Below are 17,762 nucleotides of genomic sequence, written 5' to 3' on the forward strand. Positions count from 1 at the left end.
TTCAGCTTACTTGATTTTGAATTTTTGTACGGCTGTTTGCAGTTCGGTTGCTTGCTTGCTTAATTGGCGTACGACCTCGCTGTAGCCTTCCATTTCATTCAGTTGCTCATCGGAATTTAAACCGATTTCCTGAATCATAAGCTGGGCATTGGCAGCGATGAGAGCTGTCTCTTCCACGGAAGCCGATACTTCCTCCGAGCTGGCGGATACCTGCTCTGTTGCTGCGGATACCGTCTGGATCGTCGCGTTGATCGTCTGCATGAGCTGACTTAGCTGATTAAAGGCTGTACTCGCTTGCTGCACCATTTCCGTTCCCGAATGGATTTCACGGCTGACCCGGGTCACAGAGTCAACGGACTGCTGCGATACTTCCTGGATGGTTACCAGGTAATCGGAAATTTGCTGTGTCGCTTCTTTCGACTGCTCGGCCAGCTTGCGAACTTCTCCGGCTACAACGGCGAAGCCGCGTCCATGCTCACCCGCACGGGCAGCCTCAATGGAGGCATTCAGGGACAACATTTGAATCTGCTTCGTAATATCAAAAATAGCTGAAACAATGCTACCAATGGCCTCGGAGCGCTCATTCATACTATGGATGTATCGAAGCGACTCATCGGCAGCCTGTCCTACCTGCGACATTTGGGCAACAGCATTTTGAGCGAGTGTATTACCGTTCACTGTTTCTTCGGTTGCTTCACTGATCTGATCGGATACATCATTGGCAGAGGAGGCGATATGTTGAACACCTTGAGCGATTTCCTCCATAGCCTGTGCATTTTCAGCAGCAGCAGAAGCTATGCTGGTACTACCCTTTGCCACTTCCTCTGCGGCAACGGTAGAGTCCTGTACTTTTACACCCATGGCTTCAGTCCGGCGAAGCAGCTCGTCCGAGCCTTGTACAACCGCACCGGATGTGGAAAGCACATGACCGATCATTTCTTTCAGATTGTGGGACATGGATTGGAAGCTGCGGGCAAGCTGCGCAATTTCGTTGTTACCGATAACCTTCGGTTCTTGCGACAGGTCACCTTGAGCAATTTTTTCACTATGACGAACCAATTCGGCAATAGGCTCTACAACCTTGCGTACGACAATGGTAGAAATAATTCCACCCAGCAGAAGCGTTACAATTGTAATACCTATGCAGATCCATAAAATTTGTTGGGATTTGTCCTGCACAAATCCAACGTCCTCGTTCACACCCAGGACCAGGTTACTGCCCGCTATGGCAAAGAAGGCGGTTTTGTGTAATCCGTATGAATCGCTGTAAATGTCACTGACATTCATCTCGCCTTGTTTTGCTTTTTTGATATCCTCCACAGGAACAAGTACATCTTTAACCTTATATACCGATTTTTCATTTCGTGCGACAACTTCGGCATTACCATCTTTCACCACTGCGATATATGCCGATTCAAGTTTAAGCGTGTTGACCTTATCTTGAAGATAAGATTCCATCTGCATACCAGACCCGGAATCTGAACCATTTCCTTGCTGTGCCTGAACTGCCAAAGAAATATTAAGATCCTGATACACACTCTTGGCCCCGGTTTCCAGCATTTGATCCACCTGAGGAATGACACTGTTATTAATGATACTCATGGATACTGCATAAAAACTGACACTGAACAGAAGGGACGCGAAGAGCAGAATCAATATAATCATAATCCGCAATCTTGCGCCAATGGAACGATTAAAACGTTGCATGGAAAATCTCCTCTCACATGATAATGATAAGTTGGTATTAAAAAGAAAATATACAGATTTCCCTGCTTGAAGTAGGTCGCTTGTCCAATTTACATTAGACACGTCATGATCTACTTATTTTCCTTTTCTGCTTGAAGAAAAAACTGAAAATGTTCGGATTCTATGTATATTTCAGTTGTATTCAAGGGGCAAGAACAAGAAAGGGAAGCAATCCATGAATTACTAAAAAGTAGGTTAGACCTATTTTACATAATTAACAGGCGGTTGAATAGTCATATTTGCCCAAAAACAAACAAAAAAATGTAACTATGGTCGTGGGCTATTAGATGTAAGCTTGATGTAAAATCATCAGAGGATGAAAATGAATATCTCATTCCTTCTTTTAAGACTATTGTAAAAAAGAAGGAATGAAAGTAGTATAAGGAATGTCGCTTTCCATGTACTTCCTGTAAGCAGTTATATATTAAGTACGAATGTGGCCTTCAATATACATAAAAAAGGGGAAAAGGCTTTTATGAATCAGGATTTACTTTCCAAAGAAATGATTTCGCAGGCAGGAGGAGAAGACAAACAGGAGCCTGCTTCCGCTTCCGGCAATGGAAAAACTGGCACAGCAAGGAATCCGATAAGTCGCCTGTTTGATTTTATTTCGGGTGTGTTTACCTCAATCCTGCCGGCACTGATCGGGGCGGGAATCATTCAGGTGATTGCTTCTGTCTTGTTGTATCTGGATATTGATTCTAAATTTAAAATTTTTACAATTGTAATGTACATTGGCGGATTAGTATTTTATCTTTTACCCCTAATGGTAGCAGTAAGTGCAGCCAAAAAGCTTGGCAGCAACATATTCATTGCAGCAGTCATCGGGGGATGCTCGTTTCTTCCCAGCCTTACGGAAGTGCTGAAGTCCGCTAAAGAGATCAGCTCGACCAGTTTACCAGTGGCGGAGCCCCAGTATATTTCTTCCTTTATACTGATCCTTATTACCGTTTGGCTTGCAGCGAAAATTGAGCAAGGATTAGGCAAATTTAATCGCTATGCCATAAAGCTGATGGTTGTCCCAACGTTGACGCTCATGATTATCATGCCTTTATTGCTGTTTGTTTTCGGTCCGCTGTGGACTACCTTGGCTCATACATTGTCAGAAGAATTTTCTTCATTGTTCTTCTTCAATTCGGAAGTATTGGCGGGTCTGCTGTATGGAGGCACTATACCTTTGCTTCATTTTTCGGGCATGCAATATATGCTGGTGAACGATATGCTGGAATCCGTTGCTGCGACGGGCTATGATTACATTGCTCCTGTCATGGTGGCGGCGGTTATGGCTCAAGCGGGGGCGGCGTTCGGCGTATGTATTAAATCCAAAAATTCCAAAGTCAAGGCGCTGGCCGCAACCACAGGCTTGTTAGCCGTGCTAGGAATCATTGAACCGGCCATGTATGGTGTTAATGTACGTTTCAAAAAACCGTTTCTTGCTGCGTTGATCGGCGGGGCCATTGGTGGGGCATTTGTGTGCCTGTTTGAAACGGCGATCACTGCTCTGGTAAGCTTATTCGGACTAATGACTTTACCGCTGTTTAGTGACTCCACGCTTGTGTATGCCGTTTTGGGGATGGTCATTTCGTTTGTGACGGCTGGTGTAATTACGTATTTCATGGGCTTTGTGGAGGAAAAAGAGGAACATTCAAAAGGACCATCCACATCTGGCACCAGCACTGCTTCGGATTTGGCAGTGGAAAAGAGCGCCAACAACTAGGCTGCTTCGAATAAACCATCGAAGGACTTGTCATTTCCCCCAGTGGAGGGATCGTGTTTTCTAACTCCAAAAGCGGACACGCTGCAGCACTATCGTGCAGATTAAAGGCAGTAATTTGGTGCTCCCATCGCCTAGGGGCCTTATGAAAGTGTTTACAAAAAAAACTTGTCAGCTCAGTTCTTATATGATATTATGATGGCAGTTATTCAAAACTGCACATTCGTGGATTGTTACTGATTGTATCAGGCAAAACCATAAGCAGGCACTAAGTGTCAGTTTTGGTATTGCCTTTTTTTACTACTCCAAGCGGCCTAAGGTGATGGAATGAAGATAGCAAAGGTGCTGAATAACAATGTTGTAACGGTCATTGATGAGCAGCAGAAAGAATTAGTCATTATGGGAAGAGGCATTGCTTTTAAGAAAAGCTCAGGCGATGAGATTGATGAAGGGCATATCGAGAAAATCTTTAAGCTTGAAAGCACCGAGGTTTCCCGCAAACTGATGACCCTGATGTCTGATATCCCTATTGAATATGTTGAAATTTCTGATGAGATCATTCAATATGCCAAAACGATACTCGGTGTGGAATTACATGACAGCATCTACATTTCGCTGACGGATCATATCCATTTTGCCATAGAGCGTTATCGTTTGGGGATGGATATAAAGAACGCCCTTTTCTGGGAAATCAAACGAATGTACCGCAAGGAATTTTCGATTGGGACCAAAGCACTGCATATGATTCAGGACAAGCTGGGAGTTACGCTTCCGGATGATGAAGGAGCCTTCATTGCTCTGCATCTGGTGAATGCTCAGCTCAACAGTGAAATGCGCGAAACGATAGCCCTGACTAACATCGTCAAGGATATCATTAACATTGTAAGCCGCTTTTTTGTAATGGAGCTGGATGAAGAGTCGTTAAGCTACTACCGCTTTATTACACATCTCAAATTTTTTGCTCAACGGGTAATGAACGGGACCCCTGTACAAAATGCAGATAATTCCCTTCATGATATGGTTAAGGTGCAGTACAAGAATGCCTACGCCTGTGCTGAAAAAATAAGAGATTATACGACTAAAATCTATGGTCGGAGCTTATCCCAGGATGAGATGCTATATCTCACCATTCATATCGAGCGTATCATTAAAAATCAATGATTTCATGGATGATCAGGGATTTAGGATTGCTACTTCTAAACCAGAAGGCAAAACCTGAATGCTGAAAGAAGATTGGCTTTTTATAAAGCTGTCTGCTTTCTGTATTCAGGTTTTTTTATTGCCAATTTACGCATTTTATACCTTAAAAGAAAAGAGGAAACCCTCATGGATCGAAATCAATTATCCAAAGAGATACTTAAACTGGTTGGTGGTGAAGAAAACGTTGAGCAGGTAGTTCACTGCATGACCCGCTTGCGCTTCAATCTTTATGATAATAAGAAAGCTCAGAAAGATCAGTTGAAAAAAACGGATGGCGTCATGGGAGTGATGGAGAGTGGCGGCCAGTTTCAGGTTATTATCGGTGATGATGTAGCTAACGTGTACAAATCGTTGGTGAGCAACATGTCCAAGGTGCCGCAAAGTGAGACAGTCGCAAGCAATGCATCCAAGAAAAAACAAAACCCGATCAGCAGTCTGTTTGACTTTATAGCTGGTATGTTTACACCTATTTTGCCGGCGATCACCGGTGCAGGTATGATCAAAGGGATCATTGCTCTATTGGTGGCAATGAACTGGATGTCCGATAAGAGTCAAACCTATACGATTTTAGCGGCAATAGGAGACGGAGCATTCTATTTCCTGCCGATTATTCTGGCTGTGAGTGCTGCTAGAAAACTGGGAAGTAACATGTTTATCGCGGCTGCGATAGGTGCCTCTATTTTGCATCCGACGATTACGGCATTGCTGGCATCCAATGTGAAGGTTAGCTTTATCGGTCTTCCGGTGACGGCGGCAACCTATGCATCGACTGTTATTCCCATCGTTATTGCGATCTGGCTGGCGGCCCATGTTGAAAAATTCATTGATAAGTATACACATGCATCATTGAAGCTGATTGTCGTTCCGACACTGACTTTGTTGATTGTTGTGCCTGCAACGTTGATTGCAGTAGGTCCGCTGGGCGCCATTATTGGTAATGGCCTGTCGGGTGGTATTTCTTGGTTGTTTGAAAATACAGGTCCGCTTGCAGGTCTGGTACTCGGTGGTACCTTCTCCCTGATCATCATGACAGGTATGCACTATGCGTTGATTCCTATCATGATTGGTTCTATCGCCACGCTGGGCTATGACTACATGATTCCGATTATGGCAGCAGCTAACTTGGCTCAGGCTGGCGCTACAATGGGTGTATTCTTGAAATCCAAAAATGCCAAAATCAAAACGTTGGCTTTCTCCACAAGCTTGACAGCTATTATGGGTGTAACCGAGCCTGCAATGTATGGGGTAAACATGCGGTTTAAAAAACCGTTTATCGCAGCGTTGATCGGAGGTGCCGTTGGCGGAGGATTCATGGGCTTGTTTGGCACAAAAGCTTATGTTATGGGTGGACTGGCTGGCTTGCCTGGCTTGGCAATGTTTATCGGACCAACTTTCTTGTACGCAATTCTTGGTATCATTATCGCATTTGCGGCTGCTACAGTGGCAACCTATTTGATCGGTTTTGAAGATGTGAAGGAAGAAGAAGCTTCATCAACAGGTGCTGCTGGAGACATCTCTACTGAGGAAGTAGCACCATCTCCTGTGGCCTCACTGCCAAAAGGCGAGAAAATCCCGGTATACAGCCCGATTATGGGTGAGGTTAAGCCGCTCAGTGAAGTCAATGACCCTGCTTTTTCTCAGGAAATCATGGGTAGAGGATGGGCTATTGAGCCATCTGAAGGTCGCGTTGTTTCTCCAGTTGAAGGTACCGTATTCTCCATTGCCAAAAGTGGACATGCCGTAGGTTTGGTGAGTGATTCCGGGCTTGAAATGCTCATACACGTTGGGATGGATACGGTAAAGCTGAAAGGCCTTCATTTTACTCCTCATGTGAAAGCAGGGGATCGAGTGAAAGTAGGCGATCTCATGCTGGAGTTTGATCTGGCGGAAATTCGCAAGGCTGGTTACGAAACGATTACACCTGTTATTGTTACGAACGTAGCTCAGTTTAGTGAACTGGAGCCTGCTGGAAATGAGCATAAAGTGGTTAAGGAACAGGAGCTTTTTTATACAGTAATCGTCTAACGACAACAAAAGATTTTACGTATAATCTAACATCAATCGTTGGATTAACAAAAGGCAAGTCTTCGAAACAGGAAGACTTGCCTTTTTGCGTTTTCAATGTAATCCCCCAAAGCTATACTGGCTTCAACCCATTTATTAAAACAAAACCTACAAAGATAGTTGGTATTGTGATATAGTAATTAACGGATTGAAGGGTCACTTAATAAAATATCATCTGTCTGGAGGAAAAATATATGGATACCTTCTTTATTATTTTGAATGTGCTTGTGCTGCTTGCACTGCTCGGCGTGTTGGTCTGGATGCAGAAAAAACACATTTCCTTTACAAAAAGGGTATTTGCCGGGCTGGGCTTCGGGCTGATCTACGGGGTTATTCTTCAATACGCCTATGGGGCGGGCTCAGAGGTCATTACAAAATCGGTCGATTGGTTCAACCTCGCAGGCAATGGTTATGTCCGTTTGCTGCAAATGGTAGTTATTCCGCTCATCATGGTGTCGATCATTTCGGCTATTATGAATTTGAAGGGAAGACAGAATCTTGGCAAAATAAGCGTGTCTATTATTGCAGTACTGCTGATTACAACGGCTATTGCCGCTTCGGTCAGTATTGTGACCAGCTTGTCGTTCGATCTTAAAGCGATTGAGATTCAAAGTGGGGAAAAGGAACAAGCACAGGGTTTGAAGATGGAGGAGCGTCTTGGAACAGTTCAGGATATGACGATTCCACAGCAGGTGCTGGAATTTATTCCATCCAATCCTTTTGAGGATATGACGGGAGCACGTCGTACTTCGACGCTGGCAGTAGTGATTTTCTCGGCTTTTATCGGGGTAGCCGTGCTTGGACTGGATCGTAAAAAGCCAGAGCAGGCGCAAACCTTCCGTAAAGTAATCGACGCCGTGTACGCGGTGGTGATGCGGATTGTGACGCTGGTGCTGAGATTGACGCCTTACGGTATTTTGGCGCTGATTACTAAAGTTGTAGCCACGACGAATCCGGATGAAATCTTGAAGCTGATCAAGTTTGTACTCGCTTCTTATGTGGCTCTGTTGGTCATGTTCGTCATTCATCTTATTTTGCTGGCTCTGTTCGGCTATAACCCGGTAACGTATGTGAAAAAGGTATTGCCTACGCTGGTTTTTGCCTTTACATCCCGTTCCAGTGCGGCAACGATTCCGCTAAATGTTGAAACGCAAACGAAAAAGCTCGGTGTGTCAGACGGCATCGCGAATCTGTCTGCCTCCTTGGGAGCGACCATTGGACAAAACGGCTGTGCAGGTATTTATCCGGCCATGCTGGCGGTCATGATTGCGCCAACCGTGGGCATAAATCCGACGAGCTGGGATTTTATCCTCACGCTCATTCTGGTCGTTACGGTTAGTTCCTTCGGCGTGGCGGGTGTAGGCGGTGGTGCCACCTTCGCTTCTCTGATCGTGCTTTCGACCATGAACTTGCCCGTAGCCTTGGCGGGATTGCTTATTTCGGTTGAGCCACTGATCGATATGGGACGCACAGCGCTGAATGTCAATGATTCTATTACGGCAGGACTCATTTCAGGCAAGGTGCTTAAGGAGAATGATCAGGATGTGTTCAACGATCAGGGTATGGATCTAGATACGACGGTAAGCTCCTAATTGGAACGATAGGGACTCTCTTCGCAGTTTAGGGAGCAGGTTTACTGTTCACGAATCGTAATCTGTGATACATTAAAATAATGTTTTTCCGGCTTACTCCGGATGAACCGCGGTTCGCAACCATCCCGCGCTATCAAAACTAGGAGGATTTCATGTTTAATTTGCTATGGGGGGCAGCCTTTGTCCTCGTCAATTTTATGTTCTTTTTGTTATGTTATCGTTTGTTCGGTAAAAAAGGGTTGTACGCCTGGATTGGTGTGGCTACCGTACTTGCCAACATTCAGGTAACCAAAACCATTGATTTGCTCGGTATTACGACGACATTGGGAAATACAATGTATGTCTCTATGTACATGGCCAGCGATTTGCTGAATGAAAAATACGGGCCTAAAGAGGCACGCAAAGCGGTGTGGTTCGGCTTTTTCACGCTGATTATGACGACGCTAACGATGCAGATGGCGCTGGTGTTTCAGCCTAATGCAACCGATTTTGCCCAGGCGCCGATGCAGCAATTATTCGGACTATTACCCAGACTTGCGCTTGCCAGCCTGACGGCCTATGCGGTTAGCCAATTGCTGGACGTTCGTCTATACTCGTGGATTCGCAAGTTTTTCCCGCAACGTCACCAGCTCTGGATTCGCGGCAATGGCAGTACAATGATTAGCTCGTTTATTGATACGCTCATTTTTTGCAGCATCGCCTTTTACGGCTATGAATGGGGAATATGGCTGGAGCTACTGTTCACCACCTATATCTTAAAATTTGTACTAACCGCGGCGGGTACACCGATATTGTACATCGCACGCAACTTCCGCTTTGCAGAAGAGGAGGGGCAGACGCTCAAGCCGTAATTTGGCTTGGGGTTGCTCCTCCTTTTTTTTGTATAACCAATGAAATCGTTCTTATTCTTATATATAAATCGTTCAATGAAGCTTACAGTTACTTATATTGAAGTATAGAGATCGTCAGATGAATTGTAATATTGGAGACTACGTAAGGAGAAAATCAAACCTTGTACTATGAAGGAGGCTACAGGAATGATGCAGTTTACCCCATGTATCCGGTGTGAATTTCGTTATGTGACACAAAGGGCTAGAGAAAACTTTATGGCAGAGAAAATGGCAGGAGAACCCTTGCTATGCCTGCATTGTATCGGCGAACTTACGGGTAAAGTAATGGATCAGTTCGGTAAACTTGTTTATCCTCATGAGGTTGAACAGTCTAATTGGCAGCAGCATATTCCGAGGTCGTCTATTGAGGGGTGTAGACCCTGTATGAAGAAACGAGGACGATGAAGAGATCAAGTACATCGCTACAGTTAAAACATCCAATACTTCACTTATATTGATATCGTCAGGAAGGTGGTTTGCTCAAAGGTCAAGTTGTCACGGGTTCAGATCATGACGCGGGCCTTGAGAACACATATAAATACTCCATTCCAATCGGGATACCATTAGAATGGAATAATAAACTGGAGGTTTTTGAAGATGGGAATGACGAAAAACAAAAAAATGTTGATTAAAGGTGCGGGCAAGTTTATGGCTAAAATTCCGAATAGTGATGAACTCATCACGATTGGAACACTGAACAACATGCTTTTGGACATCCAACTGGATATGCACGATATCGAGGGTGGAGATTCCAGTGTGCCCTTGGATGCATTGCTTCGTAAAAAAACGATTGATATTACAGCTCAAGATGCCAAATTTGACTTAAATCTGGTCCGTCTCGTCCTCGGTTCCAAGCTTCGTGAAGGTGTTAGCGGAGCGTCTTACCGACTGACAACGGAAACCGTGACGGTTCCAGGGGAATCCCCATACCAGGTGCTGCTCACAGAAGCCGCAGCGACAAGTCCTGCAATGAAGGCTTACGAGGATGTAATTACAGGCACAGATGTAACCACAGAAGTTACCGTGACAGGTAATAAGGCAGTGTTCGATGCAGCGTTGGCCGGGAAAAAAGTAGTGATTGTCTATCCTGTCGCTTTGAGTGGAATCCAGCAGGATGATGATGGATTTGTATGGGAGCTGGAAGAGAAGCACGTTATTCAGGAAGTAAACGGGAAGTGTGAGGCAGAGCTTGTCTTTGGTACCTCGCTGCATACCACGCCTGAAATTTCAGTGCGTACGCTAAATGGAAACAAGCTTCTCAAACGTTCGCTCACCGGAACCCCTACCGAGGAGCAATACCTTGTTGAAGGGGGAAAGCTGATTTTCAATGCAGCGTTGAAGGATGTAGCCATTTATGTAAACTATAAACGCAATGAAGTGGTGGATGTTCTGGATATTTCGAGCAGGGATTTACCGTTGACGGTTCACCTGGTTCATGATGGCCGTTTTGAGCAAAAGGACGGTTCTGTGCAAGGATACCAAACGGAATTGTATCAATGTCGTGTGAAATCCAATTTCACGATTGATGCTCAGCGCCAGCAGGCGTCTACGCATAGTGTAACCTTGACGGTCATTGACCCGGAACGCTTTGATAACAAGCTCGGCACGATCAAGCGTTATGAGATCGCAACAACATCTGCTAACAACTGATACGTAAGGATGTGTTTTCGAAATGAATGAAAGAGAGTTCACCGTTCCATCTAAAAATGAGCCTTCCAAGTCAGATGCGGTGGTAGAAAGTACAAAGAAGGTTTTGACAGAAGAGGAAGCACAGATCAAAGAAAAAGCTTTCTTTGAAGAAGATGAAAAGGTGCGTCTCCGTGACGGTAAAACGTATTATTTGCCTCCGCTTGGGTTAAAGGATGCGCGTAAGCTGATTAAAAAGCTGAACGCTATTGATTCCGGCATTATTATTGCAAATCTGATTCCAGATGACCCGGAAGGTGCGGATCGTTATCATGAGCTGATAGATGTGCTGATGATGGGCTTCAAGCCTTATTATAGCTGGATGACTCCTGAGCATCTGGAGGAGTATGTTGACCTCGAAACGGCCAAGCAAATTATTGATGCCATGATCGGACTGAATGGAATAAAAAAGTCCATGTAGCGACTGAGGATGAGGAGCTGGAGTATGACCGGCAAGCTCCCGTTGACTGGGCGAATCTTTTTTTTAAGCTGGCCCATTATTGTCACCTGGATAAGCATCAGGTTTGGGACCTTACGCTCCCTCAGTTGGGCTACTATCTGGAGCAGTGTCATGACCATATCGAATTTACAATTAAAGTATCCTCCATGTCTGCCGGTGGGCTATGGAGCGGGACTGATCAAATGGATCGTTCGGATACCCGCCATACAGCCCGTGAAGAAGTCAGGGAAGACGGCTCATATATGGGCAGCTATAAGATAGCGGACGAAGAAGATATGGCATTTCTGGCTAATATGCTTGGATGAAAGGCACTCCTGCTCTGCTCCGTATGGAGGGGCGGGAGTTTCATTTTATAAAAGGCGGTGAATGTATGGGCAATATAGAGGTTGATGTGCTTGTGGAGCTACAGGCATTTATTCAGACACTAAGGCATTCTTCTCGTGCTGATATTCGGGAGCTGGCTTCACGCTTAGGGCGTTTGAGTGAACACAAGCACACATTAAGCACCTTATTAGATTGTAGGACAAGGTCCGAAGTAAACCAGCAAAAACCAGATCAGCTACCCGCAGATGAGAGCCAAAGTCTGCAACATGATATGAATGGTAAAACGAAGCCGCTGACCTTCCCCATGAATGAATACGTGGGCAAGGTGCAGAGGGATCCAAGCAGGAAGACGCTAAACGCTGAAATAGCAGATATACGAACAGGCTCTATGGAGTATATCTGTATGCGCAAGCACCAAACTCAGGACTTGCAAAGTGTACTCCGTCATCAGCGTGCATTTCATATGAAGTCGGAAGCTTCATGGGAATTCCGAGAGCAGCACAGCGAATGGAGAGGGCAGTCCCTGCAAGCCCAATTGGGGATTTGGAGTGGGGTGGAGCCATTAGCTGGAACGTTTCATATGCCAGGGGGCGTCACAGAGCTGACCAGCAAAGAATATCTGACACGTGCAAACATGCACCCATCGTACACGATCAACTCCGGTGACGTCATCGTCCATATGACATTGCCTAATGTCACGAATGACGTAAGTCCGACCCAACTGGAAGCGATCGGTAACGGACTGGGAAGAGGTCTTAAAAACGGTAGAGCCGGAAGCTTACGGGATCAGCTTCTTATGAATCCGACCACTGCTTATCGTAGCAGTACGTCATATTAATCCATACTCTGTCGAACCGGAGTAAACATCATTTTTAATGACAGGAGGTATACATTTGACTCAGCAAAGCCCCAATAAATCAGAAGATGTGATCTACAAAAAGCGATTATTTTATGATAACGGAATTCGCTTTGTCGAGGTTAAGGCCAAGTTTATCAGCGAATATAAGCCACCGGCTCCGACTCTGAAATCCCATGTTAATGAAACGTTTTCCTACTCAGCAGGCTTGGTCAATCGTGGAACTTCACATTATACAGCTGCCCTAACACTTTTATTTTACAGTAAAAAGGAATACGCAGACTGGCTATCTTTTATAGGCTCAGAACACAAATATTATGATGAAAAAGGCACGATCTATCTGGGGGTTGTGACAGGTAAACCAGATATTCAAACGGCGGAGATGGAGACTAAATATATCATCCAAGTCCAAATGTCACTTATTCGCAAGCAAGGTGATGAATACCGCTGCAAAAGCCAATTCATGGACCTCAATGGCCATTGGGCATCCAGCTATATCGAGGAAATGGAGCAGCGTGGTATGGTTACCATCCCTGCGGATGAAGGCGAAGTCAGCCCTTATTTCAGACCGGACGAGGGCTGTACCCGGGCAGAGGGAATCACCTTTTTGATGAGGTCCTATAGGTATGTGGACCGGATTCTAAGGGGGTATTGAGATGAAACGTTGGATTGATGTAGATCCACTGGATTGGTTTTATAGAGATATGTTAGATATGGCACGTTTAGGTCTGGATGCCCGCAACGAGCAAAGCTTTATCGAGGGGATGCCCTACGACACTTTTGAACAAGGACATGAACGCATTGTCAAGCGCTTTGTAACGTTCGATGGTCAGCAGGAATTTGCCATTCCCGGCTATCAGATGCATATTGAAAATCCAGTTTTTGTTTTCGTCGCTGGAGTTCAGGTACAGCCTGAAAGAGTGGAAAACGAAAAAATAACGATGCCCCATCCTTTATCCGGCGGACTTGAGGTGGTATGTATCGCTTATGGCAGACCCGCTTATCAGGGGGATGGCTGTGTTCAAAAACCTTATATGGATACGGACGAAAGTCTGATTATCCTGCCTTCTGCGATCTTGTCCATGGCAGCTGATTATCAGAGCCAAACGAAATATCAGCCGGAGACGGTCACGGTTCTGGGAACCAAGCTCAAGCGGTTACCTGTGAAAATCCAATCGGAAGAAGATCCAAAGGAAGTGATTAAGAAAGCATTCGGCTTCAGGCAGGATGCATTTGTGATTCATCAAGGAATTGTGTATCTCCCCTTCAACTATAACGGATTTCCCGCGACTGTCGGATATAACTATCGTGAAGCCGGGAGTGTGCAATTTAAACAGGAGACGGTCGTTGTCAGCACTGTACATGCTCGTTATCATGACCGTTTCTTTCCGAATGTTCGTATGAAAAGAGCACAGTTTCTTGTTCTTCTTCAACAGATGCGGGTGGATATCTATAACAGATATACCGACCGTGGATTGGAGAGCAATACGTATCCGCCGAGAACCTTGCAGGACCGAAGCTCTTTCTCAGGCCAATGGTATGAGCAGGATGTTATGGACTTGATAAGTGAGCAGTTTCTAGACGGAAGCTATGTATTTCCACTCTATGAAAACAATATGCTGGAGCCAGAAAAATGTATTACACGTGCGGAAGCTGTCGTATTTTTAAACCGATTCATAGAATGGGCCCTAGAAAAATTCAGATAGGTGATGAAAAATGACTTTTGAATCCATGAATAAGCACGGACAGGCTCGGGGTCATCAGCCACGCGTAATTGTAGAGCTGGACAAAATGTCCTATGTCCGCAGCTTGCGGCCAAACCAAGACGTTGTTCAATATGTAAAAGATACGGTCGTTAAAGACTTTTTGTCCATTGATGGTGTGACCCAGCTATCAAGTGAAAAGGAAGCCACAAAGGTTAGCGAAATAGCCCGTCTCGCCAATTTGCCTATGTCCATGCCTATACTTTCTAGTTCGAAAATGCGTGGGCATGTTACCGATTCGAATCATATACAGGGCATGCTGGTTACCAGCCGTCACCGTTCAGTGAATTCCAAGCGCCCTCTTCACAAGGGAGTGGACCTGGATTGTGACAAGGAGGATACCATTCATGCCGTATGGGATGGAAGAATTACTGCGGCTGGTGCTGTAAAGGGCTACGGTCACGCTGTATATATTCATCACGGCAACGGCTGGACGACCCGGTATGCTCATTTGAAACCCAATGCGATGATGGTCAAGGTTGGAAATCATGTGAAGGCTGGAGATCCGATTGCTATAGGATGGAACTCGGGTCACAAGAGTAGTAGTGGAGGTGGGGATGGAGCACATCTTCATTTTGAGGTTCGCAAGGATGGCGAGGATTTGAACCCCGAAGCTTTCCTGCGCGGGGAAAAATCCATACAATTGCCCATTCGATTGCTGGATGCGGCTGTTCAGAATAAAAGCACAGTCACTCCATCGTTGGCAGCTAGCACTGTCGAATCCTACACGGAATATAGTATGGAAGCGTGGGCTTATTATGTAAATGCTGCAAACTCTGAAGGCATTACAAGAGGAGGAACAGATGTACGGCAGTGGAAGGATTACAAAATTATTGCTGTCGATCCCTCTGTCATTCCGTTGGGAAGTAAGGTTGAGCTGTTGGTAGACGGGAAAAATTGGGGCGAATATGTGGCTGATGATACGGCTGGCTCCACGAAGGGCAAACGTATTGAAATTTTAATGGAAAATGCGGAGCAATGCCTCCAGTTTGGGCGAAAACCTGTCATTGTGAAAATCAAGCAATGGGGGGACGGAAGAACTCGCAGCGCAAACTCAGAAGTCGATCAATCCATTGTATCCTACCAGATCAACCGTGCCACGGAGAAGGTGTCGTACAACAAGGATTTTACGGCTCAAAAAACGAGTCTGGACCCTTTGAAATTTGTGGATATCGTGGGTGCCACACAATTTTTCACCAATGAAACGCCTAATCAGGTTCGTAATGTTTTAGGTTTTCAACGAACAGACGGGGCGGGTCAGGTGAAGAAATTCACGTTTGTGCATGACTGGTTCAAGGCGGGTTGTTTAAGCTGGGCCTATGTGTCGGATATGGATATCCAGGACAGAGTAGAGGTGAAGGTGGACGACCATGTAGTTGCGACCATTGAAGGGGTAAATGCCAAAAACGGACTGGCTTATCCTCCCTCTATTCCGGTGCCTGGTGGACACCACAAGATCGAATTTTCAATGTCGAATCCTTCCAAGGCGTCAAGAGGCAATTTCGGGATCACTTTCCTGAAAGCCAGAGAATTTGATGTGGAATCCGTCTCAGCCAAAACAGTCTGGACGTTCGAAGACCCGATGAGCACAATAAATGATTGGACTCCCGATCAGCAGGTAGTGGTGACGGATCTGGGGGATCAGCAGAAGATATCCACAGCACGGGAAGAGGCTGGTATTGAACGGACAGGGAAGATAAACAAATTTCCATTTACGATGCAGTTCCGAATTAAGGCCGATCAGGGAACACAAGGGAAAATAATAATGTCCAGTGGCTCCAAAGCCTTTGTGGTCAAGGTTACAGATCAGGGGATTTCTACGAATGTTGGCTCCTATAGCCATAACCATATGAGCGAGTACACCGATTATGTAGTAACCTGCCATAACGAAACAGATCTGGATGTATATATTAAAAGCATACTTCCGGGTGGTGTCGAACAATGGGAAAATACCCGGGTACGCGGCGTATCCGAGGATGATACGGCGAACAGACTGCGGTTTTCCGTATCCAGCGGTGGTCTGTATATTGCAGAGGTAAAATATTCCTTTCATGATTACTCTATTGAGCAGTTTGCCACCCATATCGCAGATACGTATAAGGAGAAATGGTATGACGTCGGCGGGTTTCAGTATGAGGATACCGCTTCACTGGAACGGGATGTGATGAACTGGGAGGTTCATTCTCACATGGATATGTCCTCGACGTCAGCCACCGTAACTTTAAATAATGCCAAAGGGATCTACTCCCTATCCCTGGAACGTTACGCTGCATTTCCTGATGGGAGGAAGCAGCCACCTAACGAATTTACCTATTGGGAGGAGGGTGAGCGAAGACATCTGATTAGTGAAGGGACTCCCATCCGTATTTATGCAGGCTACGGTGATGAGCTGGTACGTGTATTTACAGGCATGATCAAGGGTGAAATTGAGGAGGATGCCGAGAGAAGAACGCTTACGTTCCACTGTGTAGACCGTTATGACATGCTGGAGGAATTTATATTTTATAAGGATATGATCTACCCTCCAGAGGAAGCGTATGCTGGGGACGGCGGCGCCTTTGCCTGGATGAAATCCAGTATTGTAAAGGATATTGTGGTCGCAGCCGGGCTTAATTCATGGCGTGTGCACGGGGAAGAATGCCAATATCCCGATTTGGATATAGACGAAACGGTATATGTTGATGTGAAGAAGGGCAAGCACTCCTACATGAGATTTGATCCCAAGTCAGGAGAGCTTCAGACGATTCCCCAAGATCAAGAATGTGTGAAAACAGCCGAAGGCTGGGAAAATCCTTTCGTAGCAACGGTATCCTTCAAGACGGGAACAAGGGCATCAGATGCTATACAATCGCTCATACAGGATTTGCCCTATGATGTCAGATGTGATCGTTACGGAACGTTTACACTGAAACGAATGAATTTTCTGGATACTCCGGATTGGGATCAGATAGCACGTTCCAAGTGGGAATTTACAGATGATCATTTGCTTGAAATGACGTCTTCTACCGACTACTCGCGTGTTCGCAACCATCTGATGATTTCTGGTTCTGAGGGGTTAACGGAGCATTTTCTGGATAAAAGCCTGATTGTCGCCACCAAAGGGAATATGAGAACTACCGGATTACAGCTACCATGGATTGAAGAGCAGGATGGGGCATCCATGCGTGATCTCAAGCAGCAGATAGCGAATAAAGTATTTTTTGATATGAAAAGACAAGCCCGCACCAAAAACATTGTCATTCGCGGTAACCCGCTCGTAGAGCTTTTGGATGGGTGTTATGTGTATGACAACCATACCTGTAATGCGGGATATTATCTGATTAAGGGCAACAGGCTGGTCGGTAATGAATGCGGCATGATTAACTATCTGGAGCTAACCTGGTCCGCTCTTCCTGCAACATCCTGATTTTTACAGTATGATCCATAACATAATAAAAGGAAATGGCATTACGTAGCCTGCGTTAATT

General features: G+C 45.4%; 13 protein-coding genes. 12 read left to right on the forward strand and 1 reads right to left on the reverse strand.

Annotated features, from left to right (window positions below):
* Nucleotides 1-6: 6 nt before the first annotated feature.
* A complete protein-coding gene (locus ABIA61_RS12535; protein WP_283655118.1) occupies nucleotides 7-1,707 on the reverse strand; it encodes a methyl-accepting chemotaxis protein in 1,701 nt (566 codons plus the stop codon).
* A gap of 514 nt (nucleotides 1,708-2,221) precedes the next feature.
* Between ABIA61_RS12535 and ABIA61_RS12540 the strand changes: the two genes are divergently transcribed.
* The 12 genes from ABIA61_RS12540 to ABIA61_RS12595 all read left to right on the forward strand — a co-directional run bounded on the left by ABIA61_RS12540 (nucleotide 2,222) and on the right by ABIA61_RS12595 (nucleotide 17,701).
* Nucleotides 2,222-3,463, forward strand: coding sequence for a PTS transporter subunit EIIC (locus ABIA61_RS12540; protein ID WP_283655119.1), 1,242 nt, complete (start codon nucleotides 2,222-2,224; stop codon nucleotides 3,461-3,463).
* A gap of 324 nt (nucleotides 3,464-3,787) precedes the next feature.
* Entirely contained in the window at nucleotides 3,788-4,621 is an 834-nt protein-coding gene (gene licT / locus ABIA61_RS12545; RefSeq protein WP_283655120.1) for a BglG family transcription antiterminator LicT, read from the forward strand.
* 165 nt (nucleotides 4,622-4,786) lie between these two features.
* Nucleotides 4,787-6,685 (forward strand): beta-glucoside-specific PTS transporter subunit IIABC, encoded by a 1,899-nt coding sequence (locus tag ABIA61_RS12550; RefSeq protein WP_283655121.1) that lies wholly within the window; start codon nucleotides 4,787-4,789, stop codon nucleotides 6,683-6,685.
* 233 nt (nucleotides 6,686-6,918) lie between these two features.
* Nucleotides 6,919-8,316: an L-cystine transporter gene (locus ABIA61_RS12555; protein ID WP_283655122.1), complete on the forward strand. Its 1,398-nt coding sequence runs from the start codon at nucleotides 6,919-6,921 to the stop codon at nucleotides 8,314-8,316.
* 152 nt (nucleotides 8,317-8,468) lie between these two features.
* Nucleotides 8,469-9,167, forward strand: a complete 699-nt coding sequence (locus tag ABIA61_RS12560; RefSeq protein ID WP_404519912.1) for a queuosine precursor transporter — start codon at nucleotides 8,469-8,471, stop codon at nucleotides 9,165-9,167.
* A gap of 636 nt (nucleotides 9,168-9,803) precedes the next feature.
* Nucleotides 9,804-10,856, forward strand: coding sequence for a hypothetical protein (locus ABIA61_RS12565; protein WP_404519913.1), 1,053 nt, complete (start codon nucleotides 9,804-9,806; stop codon nucleotides 10,854-10,856).
* 22 nt (nucleotides 10,857-10,878) lie between these two features.
* Nucleotides 10,879-11,313, forward strand: a complete 435-nt coding sequence (locus tag ABIA61_RS12570) for a DNA polymerase III subunit gamma/tau (RefSeq protein ID WP_283655126.1) — start codon at nucleotides 10,879-10,881, stop codon at nucleotides 11,311-11,313.
* Nucleotides 11,314-11,438: 125 nt separating this feature from the next.
* Nucleotides 11,439-11,657, forward strand: a complete 219-nt coding sequence (locus ABIA61_RS12575) for a hypothetical protein (RefSeq protein ID WP_283655127.1) — start codon at nucleotides 11,439-11,441, stop codon at nucleotides 11,655-11,657.
* A gap of 65 nt (nucleotides 11,658-11,722) precedes the next feature.
* Nucleotides 11,723-12,514, forward strand: a complete 792-nt coding sequence (locus ABIA61_RS12580) for a hypothetical protein (protein ID WP_283655128.1) — start codon at nucleotides 11,723-11,725, stop codon at nucleotides 12,512-12,514.
* 55 nt (nucleotides 12,515-12,569) lie between these two features.
* Entirely contained in the window at nucleotides 12,570-13,187 is a 618-nt protein-coding gene (locus tag ABIA61_RS12585) for an S-layer homology domain-containing protein (RefSeq protein ID WP_404519914.1), read from the forward strand.
* A gap of 1 nt (nucleotide 13,188) precedes the next feature.
* Nucleotides 13,189-14,238: a hypothetical protein gene (locus tag ABIA61_RS12590; protein ID WP_404580804.1), complete on the forward strand. Its 1,050-nt coding sequence runs from the start codon at nucleotides 13,189-13,191 to the stop codon at nucleotides 14,236-14,238.
* Nucleotides 14,239-14,248: 10 nt separating this feature from the next.
* Nucleotides 14,249-17,701 carry a peptidoglycan DD-metalloendopeptidase family protein gene (locus ABIA61_RS12595; RefSeq protein ID WP_404580805.1) on the forward strand — a complete coding sequence of 1,151 codons (3,453 nt, stop codon included), beginning with the start codon at nucleotides 14,249-14,251 and terminating at the stop codon, nucleotides 17,699-17,701.
* Nucleotides 17,702-17,762 lie beyond the last annotated feature (61 nt).

It is taken from the genome of Paenibacillus sp. RC21, from assembly GCF_044907935.1.
Lineage (GTDB): Bacteria > Bacillota > Bacilli > Paenibacillales > Paenibacillaceae > Paenibacillus > Paenibacillus terrae_A.